This window comes from uncultured Psychroserpens sp., assembly GCF_947503375.1.
In the GTDB taxonomy this organism is placed as follows: domain Bacteria; phylum Bacteroidota; class Bacteroidia; order Flavobacteriales; family Flavobacteriaceae; genus Psychroserpens.
The window spans coordinates 90,940-107,962 of the sequence record NZ_CANNDQ010000004.1 but is presented as its reverse complement, the minus strand read 5'-3'; the positions used below and the strand labels follow the sequence as shown (position 1 = coordinate 107,962).

General features: G+C 32.4%; 16 protein-coding genes. 7 read left to right on the top strand and 9 right to left on the bottom strand.

Annotation, left to right across the window (positions count from 1 at the left end):
- Nucleotides 1-3: 3 nt before the first annotated feature.
- Nucleotides 4-1,245, bottom strand: a complete 1,242-nt coding sequence (gene pepT, locus Q0876_RS08240; protein WP_299226119.1) for a peptidase T — start codon at nt 1,243-1,245, stop codon at nt 4-6.
- Between the two features lie 232 nt (nt 1,246-1,477).
- On the opposite strand from pepT, the gene Q0876_RS08235 reads away from it, so the two are divergent.
- Nucleotides 1,478-2,500, top strand: a complete 1,023-nt coding sequence (locus Q0876_RS08235; protein WP_299226117.1) for a quinone-dependent dihydroorotate dehydrogenase — start codon at nt 1,478-1,480, stop codon at nt 2,498-2,500.
- A gap of 37 nt (nt 2,501-2,537) precedes the next feature.
- Here the strand turns inward: Q0876_RS08235 and Q0876_RS08230 are convergent, their stop codons facing one another.
- Nucleotides 2,538-4,292 (bottom strand): T9SS type A sorting domain-containing protein, encoded by a 1,755-nt coding sequence (locus Q0876_RS08230; RefSeq protein WP_299226114.1) that lies wholly within the window; start codon nt 4,290-4,292, stop codon nt 2,538-2,540.
- An 86-nt stretch (nt 4,293-4,378) separates the two neighbouring features.
- A complete protein-coding gene (locus Q0876_RS08225; RefSeq protein ID WP_299226111.1) occupies nt 4,379-5,329 on the bottom strand; it encodes a spondin domain-containing protein in 951 nt (316 codons plus the stop codon).
- A 108-nt stretch (nt 5,330-5,437) separates the two neighbouring features.
- Here Q0876_RS08225 and Q0876_RS08220 point away from each other — a divergent pair, with 108 nt between their 5' ends.
- Together Q0876_RS08220 and Q0876_RS08215 are read left to right on the top strand one after the other, a co-directional pair.
- On the top strand, nt 5,438-6,064 hold the full coding sequence (locus Q0876_RS08220) for a LysE family translocator (protein WP_299226717.1): 627 nt from the start codon (nt 5,438-5,440) through the stop codon (nt 6,062-6,064).
- 39 nt (nt 6,065-6,103) lie between these two features.
- Complete coding sequence (locus tag Q0876_RS08215) at nt 6,104-6,967, top strand: hydroxymethylglutaryl-CoA lyase (RefSeq protein WP_299226108.1); 864 nt, start codon at nt 6,104-6,106, stop codon at nt 6,965-6,967.
- A 61-nt stretch (nt 6,968-7,028) separates the two neighbouring features.
- Here Q0876_RS08215 and Q0876_RS08210 read toward each other — a convergent pair whose 3' ends face one another.
- The gene (locus tag Q0876_RS08210) at nt 7,029-9,251 is read right to left on the bottom strand and encodes a TonB-dependent receptor (protein WP_299226105.1); all 2,223 of its coding nucleotides are present in this window, start codon (nt 9,249-9,251) and stop codon (nt 7,029-7,031) included.
- A 228-nt stretch (nt 9,252-9,479) separates the two neighbouring features.
- Here Q0876_RS08210 and Q0876_RS08205 point away from each other — a divergent pair, with 228 nt between their 5' ends.
- Nucleotides 9,480-9,983, top strand: a complete 504-nt coding sequence (locus tag Q0876_RS08205) for a ferritin (protein WP_299226102.1) — start codon at nt 9,480-9,482, stop codon at nt 9,981-9,983.
- Between the two features lie 361 nt (nt 9,984-10,344).
- Entirely contained in the window at nt 10,345-11,817 is a 1,473-nt protein-coding gene (gene guaB / locus Q0876_RS08200) for an IMP dehydrogenase (RefSeq protein ID WP_299226100.1), read from the top strand.
- Nucleotides 11,818-11,819: 2 nt separating this feature from the next.
- On the opposite strand, the gene Q0876_RS08195 is transcribed toward guaB, so the two are convergent.
- Both Q0876_RS08195 and Q0876_RS08190 read right to left on the bottom strand, forming a co-directional pair.
- The gene (locus Q0876_RS08195; RefSeq protein ID WP_299226097.1) at nt 11,820-12,380 is read right to left on the bottom strand and encodes a DinB family protein; all 561 of its coding nucleotides are present in this window, start codon (nt 12,378-12,380) and stop codon (nt 11,820-11,822) included.
- Between the two features lie 54 nt (nt 12,381-12,434).
- On the bottom strand, nt 12,435-12,971 hold the full coding sequence (locus tag Q0876_RS08190; RefSeq protein ID WP_299226094.1) for a Crp/Fnr family transcriptional regulator: 537 nt from the start codon (nt 12,969-12,971) through the stop codon (nt 12,435-12,437).
- Between the two features lie 153 nt (nt 12,972-13,124).
- Here Q0876_RS08190 and bshC point away from each other — a divergent pair, with 153 nt between their 5' ends.
- Nucleotides 13,125-14,726 (top strand): bacillithiol biosynthesis cysteine-adding enzyme BshC, encoded by a 1,602-nt coding sequence (gene bshC / locus Q0876_RS08185; protein WP_299226091.1) that lies wholly within the window; start codon nt 13,125-13,127, stop codon nt 14,724-14,726.
- Nucleotides 14,727-14,733: 7 nt separating this feature from the next.
- Nucleotides 14,734-15,516 (top strand): ABC transporter substrate-binding protein, encoded by a 783-nt coding sequence (locus tag Q0876_RS08180; RefSeq protein WP_299226088.1) that lies wholly within the window; start codon nt 14,734-14,736, stop codon nt 15,514-15,516.
- Here the strand turns inward: Q0876_RS08180 and Q0876_RS08175 are convergent.
- The 3 genes from Q0876_RS08175 to Q0876_RS08165 all read right to left on the bottom strand — a co-directional run bounded on the left by Q0876_RS08175 (nt 15,491) and on the right by Q0876_RS08165 (nt 16,924).
- Nucleotides 15,491-15,718 carry a Lacal_2735 family protein gene (locus tag Q0876_RS08175; RefSeq protein ID WP_299226086.1) on the bottom strand — a complete coding sequence of 76 codons (228 nt, stop codon included), beginning with the start codon at nt 15,716-15,718 and terminating at the stop codon, nt 15,491-15,493. The two genes, Q0876_RS08180 and Q0876_RS08175, sit on opposite strands and share 26 nt — an antisense overlap.
- 71 nt (nt 15,719-15,789) lie before the next feature.
- Nucleotides 15,790-15,990: a Lacal_2735 family protein gene (locus tag Q0876_RS08170; RefSeq protein WP_299226083.1), complete on the bottom strand. Its 201-nt coding sequence runs from the start codon at nt 15,988-15,990 to the stop codon at nt 15,790-15,792.
- A 226-nt stretch (nt 15,991-16,216) separates the two neighbouring features.
- Nucleotides 16,217-16,924 (bottom strand): DUF4197 domain-containing protein, encoded by a 708-nt coding sequence (locus Q0876_RS08165; RefSeq protein WP_299226080.1) that lies wholly within the window; start codon nt 16,922-16,924, stop codon nt 16,217-16,219.
- Nucleotides 16,925-17,023: the final 99 nt, after the last annotated feature.

The following is a 17,023-nucleotide window of genomic DNA, read 5'->3' as shown; positions in this document are numbered from 1 at the left end:
TACTTATTTAGCTTTTTCAGAAGTCAATTCTGCAATTTTACAAATAACTTCGGTTGCTTTAATCATACTTTCAACAGGGACATATTCGTAACGACCGTGAAAGTTGTGTCCTCCAGCAAATATATTTGGGCACGGTAAACCCATATATGAAAGCTGTGAACCATCAGTACCACCACGAATAGGTTTAATTAAAGGTTTAATCCCTAATTGCTTCATAGCTTCTTCGGCAATATCTACTATATGCATAACAGACTCAACTTTTTCCTTCATATTAAAATATTGATCTTTGATTTCTAAAGTAATTACTTCACGACCATATTCGGCATTGATATCATTGGCTAATTTTTGCATCACTTCTTTTCGAGCTTCAAAATGTGCTTTGTCATGATCTCTTATAATATACTGTAATATAGTTTCATCTACTTTGCCATCAATGTGGTGTAAATGAAAAAAGCCTTGATAGTCTTCAGTGTGTTCTGGTGTTTCTAACCTAGGTAGGGAGTTGATAAATGTTGTGGCAATATACATAGAGTTGATCATCTTTCCTTTAGCATAACCAGGATGAACAATTTTACCTTTTACTTTTACTTTTGCACCAGCTGCATTAAAATTTTCATATTCTAATTCGCCAATCTGACTTCCATCCATTGTGTATGCCCAATCTGCTCCGAACTTTTCGACATCAAAATGATGAGCACCTCTACCAATTTCTTCATCTGGAGTAAAACCAACGCGAATGGTTCCATGTTTTATCTCTGGATGTTTAATTAAATACTCCATTGCACAGACAATTTCAGTAATACCAGCTTTATCATCGGCTCCAAGCAAAGTAGTACCATCTGTGACAATGAGTGTTTGCCCTTTATATAGCAATAAGTCTTCAAAATAATCTGGAGATAAGATAATGTTTTGCTCTACATTGAGTGCTATATCTTTACCGTCATAATCTTCTATAACTCTAGGCTTTACGTTAGCTCCAGTGAAATCTGGACTTGTATCAAAATGTGAAATAAAGCCAATAGTCGGTACATCATGATCAACATTGCTTGGTAGTGTAGCCATAATATAAGCATTGTTGTCTATAGACACATCTTTCATACCAATTGCAATTAATTCTTTTGCGAGAGCATGTGCTAAATCCCATTGTTTAGCTGTACTTGGTGTGGTGTTGCTTTCTGGGTCAGACTCTGTATCTACTGTAACATAACTGATGAATCTATTGATCAGGTGTTGTTTGTCTATCATTGAAGGTGTTTTTTCAAAATTAAAAAATGCAAATGGGATTAAGAAGGTATTATTATAAAAATTAATAGTGCTTGATGTTTTATCTTAAAACATTTAAAATAATTGTAATGTTTTGTGCATCAATAGTAGCCAAATAATTGGTTGTCTTAACTGCTTACTAAAATGATTATTTCAAATTAATTATATGATAATTAAATAATAAGTGTTGTATTTTTGCACTTAAATTATAGTCATGTATAAGTTTTTTATTAGACCAATCTTCTTTCTTTTTGACCCAGAAAAAATTCATCATTTTACATTTTCCTTAATTCGATTTTTTTGCAAAATTCCAGGTGTTAGTCATTTGTTCAAATACTTATACGTAATAGAACATGAGTCATTAGAGCGGCAACTCTTTGGATTGACCTTTAAAAACCCGATAGGTTTGGCTGCAGGTTTTGATAAAGATGCAAAACTTTATAATGAGTTATCAAACTTTGGTTTTGGATTTATAGAAATTGGAACGTTGACACCTAAACCACAATCAGGAAATCCAAAAAAACGTTTGTTTAGGTTAAAAGAAGATTCAGCTATTATAAATCGAATGGGATTTAACAATGGAGGTGTTGAAGCTGCTGTTGAGCAATTAAAAGCCAACAAAGGCGTACTCATTGGTGGAAATATTGGTAAGAATAAAGTAACTCCTAATGCTGAAGCTGTTGAAGATTATAAGATATGTTTTAATGCTTTATTTGAGCATGTAGATTATTTTGTGGTGAATGTTAGTTCTCCTAATACACCAAACTTGAGGGCACTACAGGATAAAAAGCCATTAACAGAGCTACTAATGACACTTCAATTAGAAAATGCTAACCATAATAAAAGAAAGCCTATATTATTGAAGATTGCTCCAGATTTAACCAATGCGCAATTGCTAGATATCATAACCATTATTTCTGACACAAAAATTGATGGTGTAATTTCTACTAATACCACTATTTCTAGAGAAGGATTAATTTCAGAAAAACAAAAAGAGGTTGGTGGTTTAAGTGGTAAACCCTTAACAAACCGTTCTACTGAAGTAATTAAGTTTTTAGCGGAAAAAAGTAACAAAGCATTTCCAATCATAGGTGTAGGAGGAATACATTCGGTGAAGGACGCTTTAGAGAAACTGGAAGCAGGTGCAGACTTAATACAACTCTATACAGGTTTCATATATGAAGGCCCTAAGCTTATAAAGACAATTAATAAAGCATTAATAAAAAAGGCGAACTGAGTAATGTTCGCCTTTTTTATTATATATAGTATAGCAATTAATTTTTAATGAAGGACAATGTACTTGAATCATTATCTTTTTGCAGTTTTATAAAATACATACCATCGCTAAATGCTTCAACATTTATAGAAAGATCTTCTAGCTGTGCGATAGATTGACGTTTAACTAATTGACCTAACATATTATAGATAGCATAAGTGTCAGGCAAATTATTGGTGTTATTAGTCTTTATAGTAATAATAGAGTTTGATGGATTTGGAAATAGTGAAAGATCGCTATTTACAAAATAGTCATCAATACCTAATACATCGTTTGCCATAAATGCTTGATCAATAAAAGTAAATTGGCCACCAACTGTTATTGGAAAGTTATTTTCATCTGTTAATGTATATGAACCAGTACCATTTGAACAACAGATGCCATCACCAAAACTATCATTTATAGTAAATGAATAGCATTCGTTAGAAGCAACTGTAAATGTTTCGTTAATAGTAGTAAAATCATCAGTACCTTCAATATAAGGTCCGCCAGAATATAGTAAAGCATCATTGCCATCTCTTAGTTCCCATGTAGTTTCAGTAGGATAATCGTCTAAAGTTAGAATCAAATTGATCTCACTAGTTGAAATATCTTGAGTGCCATCAAATTCTACAATTTCTTGAAAAACTCTAGTAATCGTTTCACTCCCGTTTGATATGGTAAGTGCAACGTCATAAACACCTTCAGTGTTATATGTATGCGATGGGTTTTGCGTTGTGTAATCTATGACATCATCACCATCTACATCCCATTGCCATGAAGTTGCTCCAGAACTACTATCTGTAAATGCAACATCTAAAGACGTACAATTCCTTGAAGCATTTGTAATCATATTTACACTTATGCTTGGGCATGCCATATTATCTCTTGTTGCTTGATAAATAGCATACATCCTTGCATATTGTCCTTGAGAGAACTGAGTTCTACAAGCCTTACGAGAATACGACATGATATTTAATGGATCTGGAACATATGCTTGACCATTAGCATCAATACCAGTTCCTACATAGACACATGATGGCGTAACATTACTAGAACCTAATTGTGGATCTGCTGGTGTATCACAAATGAAATCACCAGTGCTAGTACAGTTTGAGCCATCAACTAACTCTTCTGTAAGTGTACTATTACTTGTTCCGTGTGTATGAGGTAATCCAAAAAAATGCCCAACTTCATGAGATAATGTACTTCCGTTTGTAGCACAAGAGTTTTGCATTAAAATAACATCTTGTCCACCAGGAGGGTAAGCATAACCACACAAGCCATTTCCAGATGAAGAACTCGTAACCGAGTTTGCAAAATAGATGTTGATAACATTAGGAACATTATTTGCCGAAGTCATGAGGCCTTCTTCATTAGTTTCAAAGTCATAAAATGAACTGTTGTTAATGTAATTAATTCCGTCACATAAGAAGAATTCTAAATATGCGTTAGCATAATAGTTGTTCATTACTGCCATAGCTGCATTCAACTGTGCTTCTGAAAGTCCACCAGTACCAGAACTTGTTCTAATAATGTGTGCTTTTACAGGAACAGAACTAATAGCAGATGAAGATCTTCTCTGTAAATCATTAGAAAAGAACTCACGTTCATATTGCTTTAGTTGTGGCAAAAGGTTCTTGATATAGGCTTCAGCCTCAGGAGTATATTCAGTACCACATTGAGGTGTGTGCTCTTGTGCAGAAACAAATAGTGTCGCTAATAGAAAAACACCTAAATTAAAGATGTTTTTGGTTTGGGTTCTTAATTTCATAATATCATATGTAGATTTCGATTGCAAGCGAAAATACAAAAAATTCGATAAAACATATATTTTTCTAGACCAAACACATGTTTTCGTTAGTTTTTTACCACTTTCTTAGTTGATATTGAACCATCAAAGAGTCTTAGTTTAACTAGGTATACACCATCATTTAAAGTACTTAAATCTAAGTTTATTTCATTTTTATGATTTTGATTTTCAATTTTAGCAACTTGTTTCCCTAATACATCATGAACGAGAACCTCTTCTAATGGGTTTGTTGAAGATGTACTAAATGTTATCATTCCATTAGTCGGGTTTGGGTAAAGTGCTATTTTATTAATACTATTTGAATCAACGCTCAATACTTGATCTAATGTTATCGTTAGAGTACCAATGGGTTTTGCATTAAACGGACCTTCATTGATGAGTGATGAAACAGGTTCAAAGTTTGGTGTTGTAGGTTGATTATTAGCGGTATAAGTTGTGCCACTATCGGTTCCTGCATCATAAGGAAATAAAGGAATTTCTATGAGTGTTTGCCAATTATTTCCATTTCTAAGATTAATACTATTTATGGCAATAAACCAATCTGGGCTAGGTGCTATCATAGATACTAAACTCAGTAAAGGATAATCTGAACTTACAATCACATTACTTAGAGTAGCAGAACTAATAGCTGCAAAAGGAGAGAACCCTTGCTGTAACCATTGATCAGCATTACCGTTTGCGATCTCGCTATTTACTTCGTTAAATAATTCGGTGTTTACACCACGTTCAGCAACATCCTTTACACCAACAGAAGCTAATGTATTCATTTCTACCAGTTTGTAATTACTATTGTGAGTAGCACCAACTAGGTTTGACCAGTGTGCATTACTAGGTATTGGAGCTGTACTATTACCTTTAATTGGATCTACTATTTCATTTTCCCAATCACTACTAAATGTAATATTATATCTGGCTGTAGATTGAGCAAAAACAGAACTAAGCGAGCAAAAAAGAAGTAGAATTGTAGCGAATTTTAAATATAAAGTAGAGTTTTTCATTTCTATAGCTTAATGATTATGTTATGTTTAAGTCGTAATTGTATTTTAATTACTTACAATATTTTAAAACTTTATTTTAATAGTATTTTTGTTTAAAATTTTTAACTACTGAATTACGAGCTTCTTATATCGTTTGTAATAGCTACTTCAGCTTTAGCTATTTCTCCTGGCCCAGATAATATTTATGTGTTAATGCAAAGTATTGTTAATGGAAAAAAATATGGCTTTGCTACTGTTGCTGGTTTGATTTCTGGTTGTTTAGTGCATACAACATTAGTTGCGTTTGGAGTATCTGCTATTATAAAAGAGAACGACCTGCTTTTTTTTATGATTAAGTTATTTGGTGCGTCATACTTATTATATCTTGCATATAAGGTATACAAGTCTAATTCAAAATTACATATAGGCTCTCAAAATATTCCTAAAAAAAGTGTAGTACAATTATTTAAGCAAGGCTTTGTTATGAATGTTTTAAACCCTAAAGTATCTATCTTTTTTCTGGCGTTCTTTCCTGGGTTTTTATTTAGTAGTTCACTGAGTACTGTAAGTCAGTTTTATGTTCTAGGGATCTTATTCATGCTTGTTTCAGCAATCATATTTTCAGTAATAGCAATTTTAGCTGGCTGGATTTCTAATTACATCAAACAAAGCAACCGTATCGGTTTATACCTTAAATGGTTACAAATTATTGTATTTATTGGAATTGCAATTATCATTTTTATCTCAAAAAAATAGCTGCTGAAAAATCATCTTAATTACTATCTTTGAACAACAATGAATACACCACTTAAGATAATTGAATGTCCTCGTGACGCTATGCAAGGGATAAAGGATTTTATTCCTACAGATAAAAAAGTACAATACATACAATCGTTATTAAGGGTTGGATTTGATACTATAGATTTTGGGAGCTTTGTCTCACCAAAAGCAATTCCTCAAATGGTAGATACTGCAAAAGTATTATCTCAATTAGATTTGAGTGTTACAACAAGTAAACTTTTAGCAATAATTGCAAATACTAGAGGTGCAAATGATGCATGTCAGCATCCTGAAATCCAATATTTAGGTTATCCGTTTTCAATTTCTGAAAATTTTCAAATGCGAAATACGCATAAGACCATAGCGCAATCTGTGGTGACATTGTCAGAGATATTAGAATTAGCAAATGCACATAATAAAGAAGTTGTAGTTTACATTTCTATGGGTTTTGGAAATCCTTATGGAGATCCTTGGGATGTTGGTATTGTTGGAGATTGGACAGAACGACTTAGTAAAATGGGAGTTAGGATCTTATCTTTAAGTGATACTATTGGTAGTTCAAATCCTGAGAGTATAGATTATTTGTTTTCAAATCTTATTCCAAAATATCCAAATATCGAGTTTGGCGCCCATTTACATACAACACCTACCACATGGTTTGAAAAGGTTGATGCAGCTTACAAGGCAGGATGTATGCGATTTGATGGTGCTATTCAAGGATTTGGTGGCTGTCCTATGGCCAAGGATGAGCTTACAGGGAACATGCCTACCGAAAAATTACTATCATATTTTACATCCAAAAAGAATAATCAGCTCAATGCCATGAGCTTTGAAAGTGCTTACAATGAAGCAACAAAAATATTTACTTCATATCATTAAAGAAAAAGAGTCATTATTTTTATAATGACTCTTTTTTTAATCCAATAGAGAGAGAACTGAACTAGAATTTTAATTCTAAACCAGCATATGCTCCAAATGGGTGACCAGGTCTTAGTCCAGCAGGAACTCTTGATACAGCATAGGTTTCATCTAATAGATTGATCACGTTTCCTGTAAGGCTTAAATACTTGGTAATATGATATTTTCCTGAAAAATCTATTATGAAATTAGAGGTCACACCATTGGTGTCTGTAATATCATCTGTGCCAGCAGTAGTTCTAAAAGCACCATTATATCGTCCATTTAGATTTAATTCAAACTTCCTATGCTCTAAAGAAATTGATGTGTTGAATTGATGTTTTGCTATGTAGGGTAGTTCATCACCTTTTGTAACTTCTCCCCAAAGGTCATCATCGCTTCCAAAACTATTAAGAAATTCTGTGTCTGTAAAAGTATATCCAAAAGTAATTGGCAACTCAAATTTTGAATTTTTATTTAAAAGATTATAGTTAAATAAGACCTCTAAACCTCTAACACTTACTTCACCTGCATTAAATTGTTCTAGTGAGCCAGTTCCTCCTGTTGCTGCCAAATCGCTTCCTAGCAAATTACTGTAATCATTATAAAAAGCGACAACCTCTCCTCGTAAGCCTAAAAGATTAAATCTTGTTCCTATTTCATAATTTACACTCTCTTCAGCTTTTTGTCCTTCTTGATTACTTGGAGGAGAAAATCCTTTATGTACTCCACCAAAAACAGAAACATCGTTATTAAATTTATAGTTAAAGCCTATACCAGGAATGAAGACATCAACGCTGTTTTCTCTAGTTGAAAGGTTGTTCCCAACTCTACTAGGATCATTAGACCCAAAATTTTCTCGTTCTAAAACTATGTTTTCATATCTAAGACCTGGAGTTAGTGTAAGGTTCTTATACTTTAATTTATACAAGGCATATGCAGCAAATGCTTTAGCACTACTTATTCTGTTTGCATCAGTACCAGGTGTAGCTTCTGTAGTTTGGATCATTTCACCATTAATGATGCTATAACCATCTTTCCATTGAAAACGATCTTCTTCATCATAATGATAACGTAAACCTATCTCTAGATCATGAAACATTTGTTCTCCAGACCAATGATAATCAAATTTTGTTTGTACGCCTTTAGAAACATAATCTCTATTATTAGCTTTTACTAAAAGTGCATCAGCATCAGAGTTTGTATTTCCATTAACAATATTAAAGTGATTAGGAAATTCATTTGGGCGCTCAAGTATTGAAGCTATAGCAATTTTTTCTCCGTCGGAGACAACATCATTCAACTTATACCAATTCCTAGAAAAGCCATTATAATATCCTGTAGTAGTAATTCTTAGTTTTTGATTAAAATCCATTTGATGAGTAACCATAAATTGTATATGATCATTAGTCATAACATCTTCTTGAGAACTGGCATATCTGTCAAAAGGATTAATATTAAAGTCGTTTTGGCTCAAACCTAAGTAAGTCTCGTTTGATACCTCATCTGAATATTGAAATTTAACATCTACTGCTTGTTGAAATTCGGCATCAGCCTTACTATTGATTCTAAATTTAGCAACGACATCATTTTTATCAAAGCCAGTATTGCTTTCATCAGGTAGATTTTTAAAACCATCCGAATTAAAATTCAAATATTCTATACTATAACCAAAAACACCTTTTTGATCTCCAAATTTTGCATGAAACTGATTTGTGTTAAAACTTCCTGTGCTTGCTTTTACTTGACCACGAAATGTGTTAGGAATTTGACTAGAAACAAGATTAATTGCACCACCCGTAGTAAATGGGCCATATTGTACTTGACTACTACCTTTTAGTATTTCCACAGCTTCCATTCTTGCTACAGAAGGAAAGTAATAAGCTGCAGGAGCACTATATGGAGCAGGAGCAATAAGAACACCATCTTCCATGATCGAAATTTTAGCACTACGTTCTGGTGACGTCCCTCTTAAACTAATATTTGGCCTTAGACCAAAACCGTCTTCTTCGTAGATGTTAACACCAGGAACAGTTCTGAGTACTCTGTTGATATCTGTATAATTAAATTTTTGAAGTTCTTCAGGAGAAATGTAATATGAAGATCCCGTTCTGTTTTTTGCTTGATACTTGCTACCAAAAATAACATTCGTTTTGAGCAATATTTCATCAAGTTGCTGAATAGAATCTTTTTTAGTGTTATCATTATTTTGAGCTGCAACCACTCCGCAGATAAGTAGGAATAATAATACGATTTTGGATTTCATTTATTTAGACTGATTTAAAATAGTTAATAATATGGGCGCAAATTTAAGGATGAATTTTACTTAAACAAAGTTTATTTAGAATAAATAAAAATAAAATTTATAATTATTTGATAATCAATTTATTCTTACTGGTAGAATTTTTAGCATTTAATATTATAAAGATTGATGGAATACGAAATTCTAAATCAGAATGCTTAATTTAGTAGCTCATTATTAAAAAAAAGAAAGATGAATGCTACAATAGAAGAACTATTAAATAATCAAATAAAGTATGAAGCTACTGCATCTATGCAGTATTTGGCAATGGCTTCTTGGGCTGATGCTAAAGGTTATAATGGTGTTGCCGATTTCTTTTACAGTCAATCAGAAGAAGAGCGTGTACACATGACCAAATTGGTGAAATTCGTAAACGAAAGAAGTGGTAATGTTGAAATCCCTGAATTAGAAAAACCAAAAGCAACTTACAAAGGGTTAAATGAGTTGTTCGAGAAATTTCTAGAAAGCGAAATGTTTGTAACTGAGCAAATCAACCATGTAATATATAAATGTTTAGAGCTTAAAGATTATAATGTACACAACTTTATGCAATGGTATGTAACCGAACAGTTGGAAGAAGAAGCTATGGCGAGAACATTATTGGATAAATTGAATATTATTGGTAGTGATAAGTCTGGTCATTATTTATTTGATCGTGATATCAATGCTATCGCTGCAGCTCACGATAGTAAATAGTTAAACTGTTAATAACTATATGCATTAAGATTCCTAAATAGGAATCTTTTTTTTATAAATTTGCATTTATTTAGAATAAATTAAAATAATGCAATCAGATTTTTCAGAAGCACCTACACCAATTATTATTACATCTTGTATTGTATATTGTAATACCAATAAGAAGTCTAAATGTTGTAAGAAATACAAAAAAAAAGGTAAAACTAATTGCAAACGTTGTCCTTTGATCTAACCACAAATAGATTTAAAATCTTTTGGCTTCCATCCCACATTTAATACGCTTTGTACTATTCCTGATTTAAATTAATTATAATGGGAAAAAATACGTAGATTTGCATGCAATTATAACCGTAATTGCATCATGACAGCACACGAAAATAAAATTGTTGGAGAAGGTCTAACTTATGATGACGTACTCTTAGTTCCAGCATTTTCTGAAGTTCTACCACGTGAAGTAAACATTCAAACCAAATTCACACGTAACATAACGATTAATATCCCAGTTGTTTCTGCAGCTATGGATACAGTTACAGAAAGTAAAATGGCCATTGCTATGGCGCAAGAAGGAGGAATAGGAGTACTTCACAAGAACATGACCATTGAGCAACAGGCTGAAAAAGTACGTAAGGTCAAGCGTGCAGAAAGTGGTATGATCATAGATCCTGTTACATTACCATTAACAGCTAAAGTAGCAGATGCTAAGCTTAACATGGCTGAACATAAAATAGGAGGTATTCCAATTGTTGATGATAACGGTACATTGAAAGGTATTGTGACCAATCGTGATTTGCGATTCGAACATGAAAACGATAGACCAATTGTTGAGGTGATGACTTCTGAAAATCTAGTTACTTCTGCAAAAGGGACTTCGTTGAAAGATGCAGAAAAGATTCTTCAGCAAAACAAAATTGAAAAACTACTAATTGTTGATGATAATTACAAATTGGTAGGACTCATCACATTTAGAGACATTACTAAAGTAACACAAAAACCAAATGCTAATAAGGATTCTTATGGTAGATTACGAGTTGCTGCTGCAATTGGTGTTACTGGTGATGCCGTAGAAAGAGCTTCAGCTTTAGTGAAAGCTGGTGTAGATGCTGTAATCATTGATACAGCTCATGGCCATACAAAAGGGGTGGTTATGGTTTTGAAAGCCATCAAAGAAAAGTTTCCAACATTAGAAGTAATCGTAGGTAATATTGCGACAGGAGAGGCTGCAAAATATTTAGTAGATGCAGGTGCAGATGCAGTTAAAGTTGGTATAGGTCCTGGCTCTATTTGTACAACGCGAGTTGTTGCTGGTGTTGGATTTCCTCAATTTTCTGCAGTGCTTGAAGTTGCTGCTGCTATTAAAGGAACTGGAGTTCCAGTAATAGCTGATGGAGGTATTAGATACACAGGAGATATCCCCAAAGCTATTGCTGCAGGTGCAGATAGTGTGATGCTGGGTTCACTTTTAGCTGGTACTAAAGAAAGTCCTGGAGAGACTATAATTTATGAGGGGCGAAAGTTTAAGTCGTATCGTGGTATGGGTTCTGTTGAAGCGATGAAGCAAGGTAGCAAAGATCGCTACTTTCAAGATGTTGAAGATGATATTAAAAAACTGGTACCTGAAGGTATTGTAGGTCGTGTACCATACAAAGGAGAATTGGTTGAGAGCATTCATCAGTTTATTGGTGGCTTACGGGCAGGAATGGGATATTGTGGTGCTAAGAATATTGAAACCTTAAAAAATTCAGGTCGCTTTGTGAAAATTACTGCTTCTGGAATTAATGAAAGCCATCCTCACGATGTAACCATAACTAAAGAGGCTCCTAATTATTCTAGATAAGATTAATTCAAGCTTTTTTTGTTATTCAGTATTGCATTGCATTGTGCAATATGCCTGTCATTGTGGTAGACGACTACTCTAAAGGTGTCTCCTAGCTTTAAGCGAATCCATCTGGAAATAGTAATACCAGTCTTTACGTTATTCAAGTTTTTTGTTTTAGCAATATTCAACAACTCTAGGGTTTGTTGCTGCTGATTGATAAAGCGTTCGATTGTGTTTTTATCTAAACGACTATTAATAGGGTTTTTGTCTTTGAAGGTCTTCATTTTCTTCATCCCTTCTTGCGGTAACATTAGTTTTGCAAAATAATTCCCTAGTAAACCAGGTTTAAAATGTGAAGAAGGCGCTTTTCTTGAATTTTTCATTTGTTGTTCGATCTCTCTAAGATAAAAGTCTCCATATAAATTTAAGTGTTCTAAACATTCTAAAATACTCCAAGAATCTAAATGTGGTTTATAGTTGAGAAGCTCTATTGAAAGTTGATAGTACTTTTCAGCTTCATTTAAATTTTGATGTGTTCTTTCAATTAAATTTTGAAGTAGATTAGTAGTTGCTATAGTCATTACTTTATTTTTTACAAAATTGATGATTTTCAGTAGTAAAAAAATTGATTGAAATTAAGATTTTTTAATTCTTGAGAGTGTTTCAGGAGTCATCCTAAGATAGGACGCTATATATTTGTTAGGTATTTCTTGAAACAATTGCGGACTTCGTTTTAAAACGCGTTCATAGCGTTCCAAAGGTGAGTTGGTTAAGATGTCTCGTTCTCGTTCCATTTGTTGAAGTGCAAAATTCTCCAAAATAATTCGCCATAAGTTTAAACGTTCAGGAGAAGACGAAAAATAACTCATTAATTTAGATTTTTCGACAACCTTTAAAGTGGTATGCTTGAGGGCTTGTATATATAGGTCTGAGGGACTTTCACTTATGAATGAATCTAAAGCTGCAATAATATTATTCTTATAACCAAATCGAATGGTATGTTCTTCATTTGAGTCGATTACAAAAATTCGCAAACTACCAGAAACAACTAAGTACAAGTTGGTATCAATACTGGCATTTACTTTAAGGTAGTCTTTTCTATGAAGTAAAATTTGTTTGCTCCATAAGTCATTTTCGTTTAGATCTTTGACTAGAATATCAATAGGATTCATCAGTCTGTATTACCGTTTTATAGCTACGAATGTAATCAATTAAGTGTCATAATTTTTTAGTTTATAAACTTTTTAGGATAAAACTCTTAACGTAATTTTTAGAAACAAGAAATAGGAATAACTGTATATTTACAACTCAATAGAATTGTATTTATGCCAACCGACTATATATCGTTTAGAGAAACTAACTATTTTTCTTCCTTAATATGTGATTATCTAGATGAAAAAGAAGCTTTAAAACCATTTTACAATCGCTTTCCTAACCTAAATGCTTTTAAAGCACAAATAGATGAAAAGCAAAAGAACTTCGATCGTGTAACAAGAGCAGTTTTAGTAGATAACTTAAATGAGCAGTACAAAAATTTTCTGATTTCTGAAGCTACCCAAACACATATTAATCTTTTAAATGATAACAATACATTTACAGTAGTTACTGGTCATCAATTGAATTTGTTTACTGGACCATTATATTTTTTCTACAAAGTCATCTCTACACTCAATTTATGCAAAAAGCTAAAGATTAAGTACCCAAAATATAATTTTGTTCCAATATATTGGATGGCTTCTGAAGATCACGATTTTGAAGAGATCAACTTTTTTAATTTTAAGGGTAAAAAGGTACAATGGAATCGAGAAGCCTCTGGTGCAGTTGGAGCATTGAACTTAAAAGGTCTAGACGAAGTTTTTAAGGTCTTTAGCAGTCAGTTAGATACCTCTATTCATGCCACTCAATTGAAAAGCTTGTTTGAAAATGCCTATTTATCACACGATAATCTTACGCAAGCTATGCATTATTTGGTGAATGAATTGTTTAAAGATCATGGCTTGGTCATTGTAGATGGAGATAATGCTGATTTAAAGCGTCTTTTCATACCTTACCTAAAGAATGAATTATACAAACAAACTTCATTTGATAAAGTAACCCAAGCAAACAAGCAACTAAATGCGTTAGATGGAAATTATAAAATTCAGGTGAATCCTAGAAAAATTAATCTTTTTTATAATAAAGAAGGTATACGTGAGCGTATTATAGAAAAAGATGGTACGTTTTACGTTAACAATACTAATATTAAATGGAGTAAAAGTGAAATAACACAACATCTAATTGAGAAGCCAGAACGATTTTCTCCAAATGTGATTATGAGACCGCTATATCAAGAAGTCATTTTACCAAACTTATGCTATATAGGTGGAGGAGGAGAACTGGCGTATTGGCTTCAATTGAGATCTAATTTTGATGCGCAAGGTGTTACGTATCCAATGCTATTATTACGTAATTCGGTACTTTTAATTACTGAAAAACAGAAACAAAAGCTAGAAAATTTAGAAGTTCCAATTTCAGATTTATTTTTAGAACAAGCAGAATTAAAAACCAAGGTCACCAAAAAAATATCAGAAATCAAGATTGACTTTTCTGAACAAAAAACTTACTTAGCACAACAATTTAAAGGCTTGTATCATTTAGCTGAAAAAACCGATGCTTCATTTACAGGCGCGGTTTCTGCCCAAGAACGAAAACAAATAAAAGGGTTAGAACATTTAGAAAAGCGACTACTCAAAGCACAGAAGCGTAAGTTAAAAGACCATTTAGATCGTATCATTTTGATTCAAAATGACTTATTTCCAAATCAAAGCTTGCAAGAACGCAAAATGAATTTTTCAGAATTTTATTTAGAGCATGGTATAGAGCTCATATCTAAGTTAATCGATGATCTCAATCCGCTAGAAAATAAATTTTCTATCATAACGGTATAATTTTCTTTTGAAAGATCAACTTAACAGAATCATATCGCTAACGCAAATACCTAAACGTATTGTATCGCTTGTGCCTTCACAAACCGAGCTGTTACATGATCTTGGCTTAGAAAATGAAATTGTAGGTATAACAAAGTTTTGTGTACATCCAGTTCATTATAAACAAAAAAAGGCCATAGTAGGAGGTACAAAACAAGTACATTTTGAAAAGATAAAAGCACTCAAGCCAGACATCATACTTTGTAATAAAGAAGAGAACACAAAAGATATGATTGGTAAATTACAAGCTATTGCTCCAGTTCATATTAGTGATGTATATACTATAACAGATAGCTTGCAATTAATACTTATGTATGGCAAACTGTTTAACAAAACAAAAGCATCTGTATCTATGGTAGCTTCTATAAAGGCTAAACAAAAAGCTTTCGCAAAGCATATTGAAGGATCTCAAAAATTAAAAGTAACTTATTTTATATGGAAAAATCCATGGATGGTAGCAGCAAAGAATACATTTATTAATGAAATGTTGACGATAAATAATTTTGAAAACTGTTATAAAAATGACAATCGTTATCCTGAAATTGAATTATCACAACTAAAACAGCTAAAACCAGAAATGATATTGTTGTCCAGTGAACCTTATCCTTTTAAGGAAAAAGATGTAAAAATATTAAAGCCATTATTCCCAAATACAATAATTAAAATTGTTGATGGCGAAGCATTTTCTTGGTATGGCTCTCGACTTTTGAAAGTGTTTGATTATTTTAGAACTTTACGTGACGACCTTTAGCTTTTGAAGTTTTAAGATTACGTATGCGCTTCTTTATTTTTGAAGCTTCATGATATAAAAAATCACTCAAGCTAGCATCTGTTTGCATCACATTATAAGCTTCTTCAATAAAATGATAATATTTGTGCTCTAGCTCACCAAGATTAAGTAAACTTTTATGGCTAAGACTTACATGTCCTATTCTACAAAAATGACGACTCATGACTTGTTTTATTTTATATACGACCATAAAACAAGGTACAGATGCAGCTTAAAGTTAAATTTATGTAAAAATTAATTACAAGAGATTTTAGAAAAATCTCTATCCAAGAACTTTAGCTTATTGAGTTTATGTAAGAGTTTTATAGCCTTGTATTCAGAAATATCACTAAATGCTGAATCAGTTTGACGGAAATTGTAGGCTTGTTCAATAAGTTGTTTATAACGTGCTTGTAGTTTGAGTTGGTGACTTTTTAATTCGTTTAGATTTTTCATTACTACAATGGTTGTGACATTAAATATATTTAAAATATTAGAAAGCAGCAACTTAATGATATAGATTGTGAATAAAAAAAATCGATCTCAATTTGTAGACCGATTTTCTTACTAACTTTTCTAATTCAAATAAAGTGAAGAGTAAATTACTTTTGCTAACATTACAAATATGCTATAAAGTATTTACATCAATGTTACGTAAATATTAGCTTTACATTAAGTATTATTAATCTTGTAATGCAAATACTTTACGAAGTAAATCTGTAGTTCTAGATGATACTTTATTTCTAATCTCTTTTTCCTCAACAGCAATCATAGTATAAACCCCTTTTAAAGCTTCACCTGTAACATAATCAGTTAGATCAGGATTTACATTGTTGGTAAATGGAATTGCATTGTATTTATTGATAAGGTTAGCCCAAATTTGATCTGCACCTACTTTAGAAAACGAATTATTTATTACAGGCTTGAATTTATTATATAACTCTGTTTGTGTTCTACTTGTTAGGTATTGAGTAGCTGCATTGTCATCGCCAAGTAAAATGTTCTTAGCATCATTGAATGTAATATCTTTAACTGCATTAATGAAAATCGGTGTTGCTTCTTTTACAGCGTCTTCAGCAGCACGATTTAATACTTTTAATCCTTCGTCTGCAAGATTATCTAGGCCTATATCTCTAAGTCCTTTGTCTACTTTTTGTAACTCATCTGGAAGTAAGATTTTTACCAATTCGTTTTTAAAAAACCCATCTTTCTGAGTCAGTTTACTTACTTGCTTATCAATACCAAGATCTAAGGCTTGTCTTAAACCAGAAGCTATATCAGCATTACTCAAAACACCTCCACCTTGTGGAAGCTGATCAACAACGCTTTGTAATTCTGCGCAAGCAGTGAGGTTAAAAATAAGGACGAAGGTTAATAGTTTACGTATCATGATTTAAGGTTTTAATAGTGACAAATATAAATATTTACTTATGAAAAAAGTTTAAAAGCCAAGTGCAAATATCTAAGACCCTATTATTCGAAACAAGTC

Bases quoted from the DNA above. Each gene is read 5' to 3' on its own strand.
- Q0876_RS08170 (WP_299226083.1), bottom strand. From the start codon at position 15,990: ATGAAAAATCTAAACGAATTAAAAAGTCACCAACTCAAACTACAAGCA.
- Q0876_RS08205 (WP_299226102.1), top strand. From the start codon at position 9,480: ATGAATGCTACAATAGAAGAACTATTAAATAATCAAATAAAGTATGAA.
- Q0876_RS08230 (WP_299226114.1), bottom strand. From the start codon at position 4,292: ATGAAATTAAGAACCCAAACCAAAAACATCTTTAATTTAGGTGTTTTT.
- Q0876_RS08175 (WP_299226086.1), bottom strand. From the start codon at position 15,718: ATGAGTCGTCATTTTTGTAGAATAGGACATGTAAGTCTTAGCCATAAA.
- pepT (WP_299226119.1), bottom strand. From the start codon at position 1,245: ATGATAGACAAACAACACCTGATCAATAGATTCATCAGTTATGTTACA.
- Q0876_RS08190 (WP_299226094.1), bottom strand. From the start codon at position 12,971: ATGAATCCTATTGATATTCTAGTCAAAGATCTAAACGAAAATGACTTA.
- Q0876_RS08165 (WP_299226080.1), bottom strand. From the start codon at position 16,924: ATGATACGTAAACTATTAACCTTCGTCCTTATTTTTAACCTCACTGCT.
- Q0876_RS08235 (WP_299226117.1), top strand. From the start codon at position 1,478: ATGTATAAGTTTTTTATTAGACCAATCTTCTTTCTTTTTGACCCAGAA.
- bshC (WP_299226091.1), top strand. From the start codon at position 13,125: ATGCCAACCGACTATATATCGTTTAGAGAAACTAACTATTTTTCTTCC.
- Q0876_RS08195 (WP_299226097.1), bottom strand. From the start codon at position 12,380: ATGACTATAGCAACTACTAATCTACTTCAAAATTTAATTGAAAGAACA.
- Q0876_RS08215 (WP_299226108.1), top strand. From the start codon at position 6,104: ATGAATACACCACTTAAGATAATTGAATGTCCTCGTGACGCTATGCAA.
- Q0876_RS08210 (WP_299226105.1), bottom strand. From the start codon at position 9,251: ATGAAATCCAAAATCGTATTATTATTCCTACTTATCTGCGGAGTGGTT.
- guaB (WP_299226100.1), top strand. From the start codon at position 10,345: ATGACAGCACACGAAAATAAAATTGTTGGAGAAGGTCTAACTTATGAT.
- Q0876_RS08225 (WP_299226111.1), bottom strand. From the start codon at position 5,329: ATGAAAAACTCTACTTTATATTTAAAATTCGCTACAATTCTACTTCTT.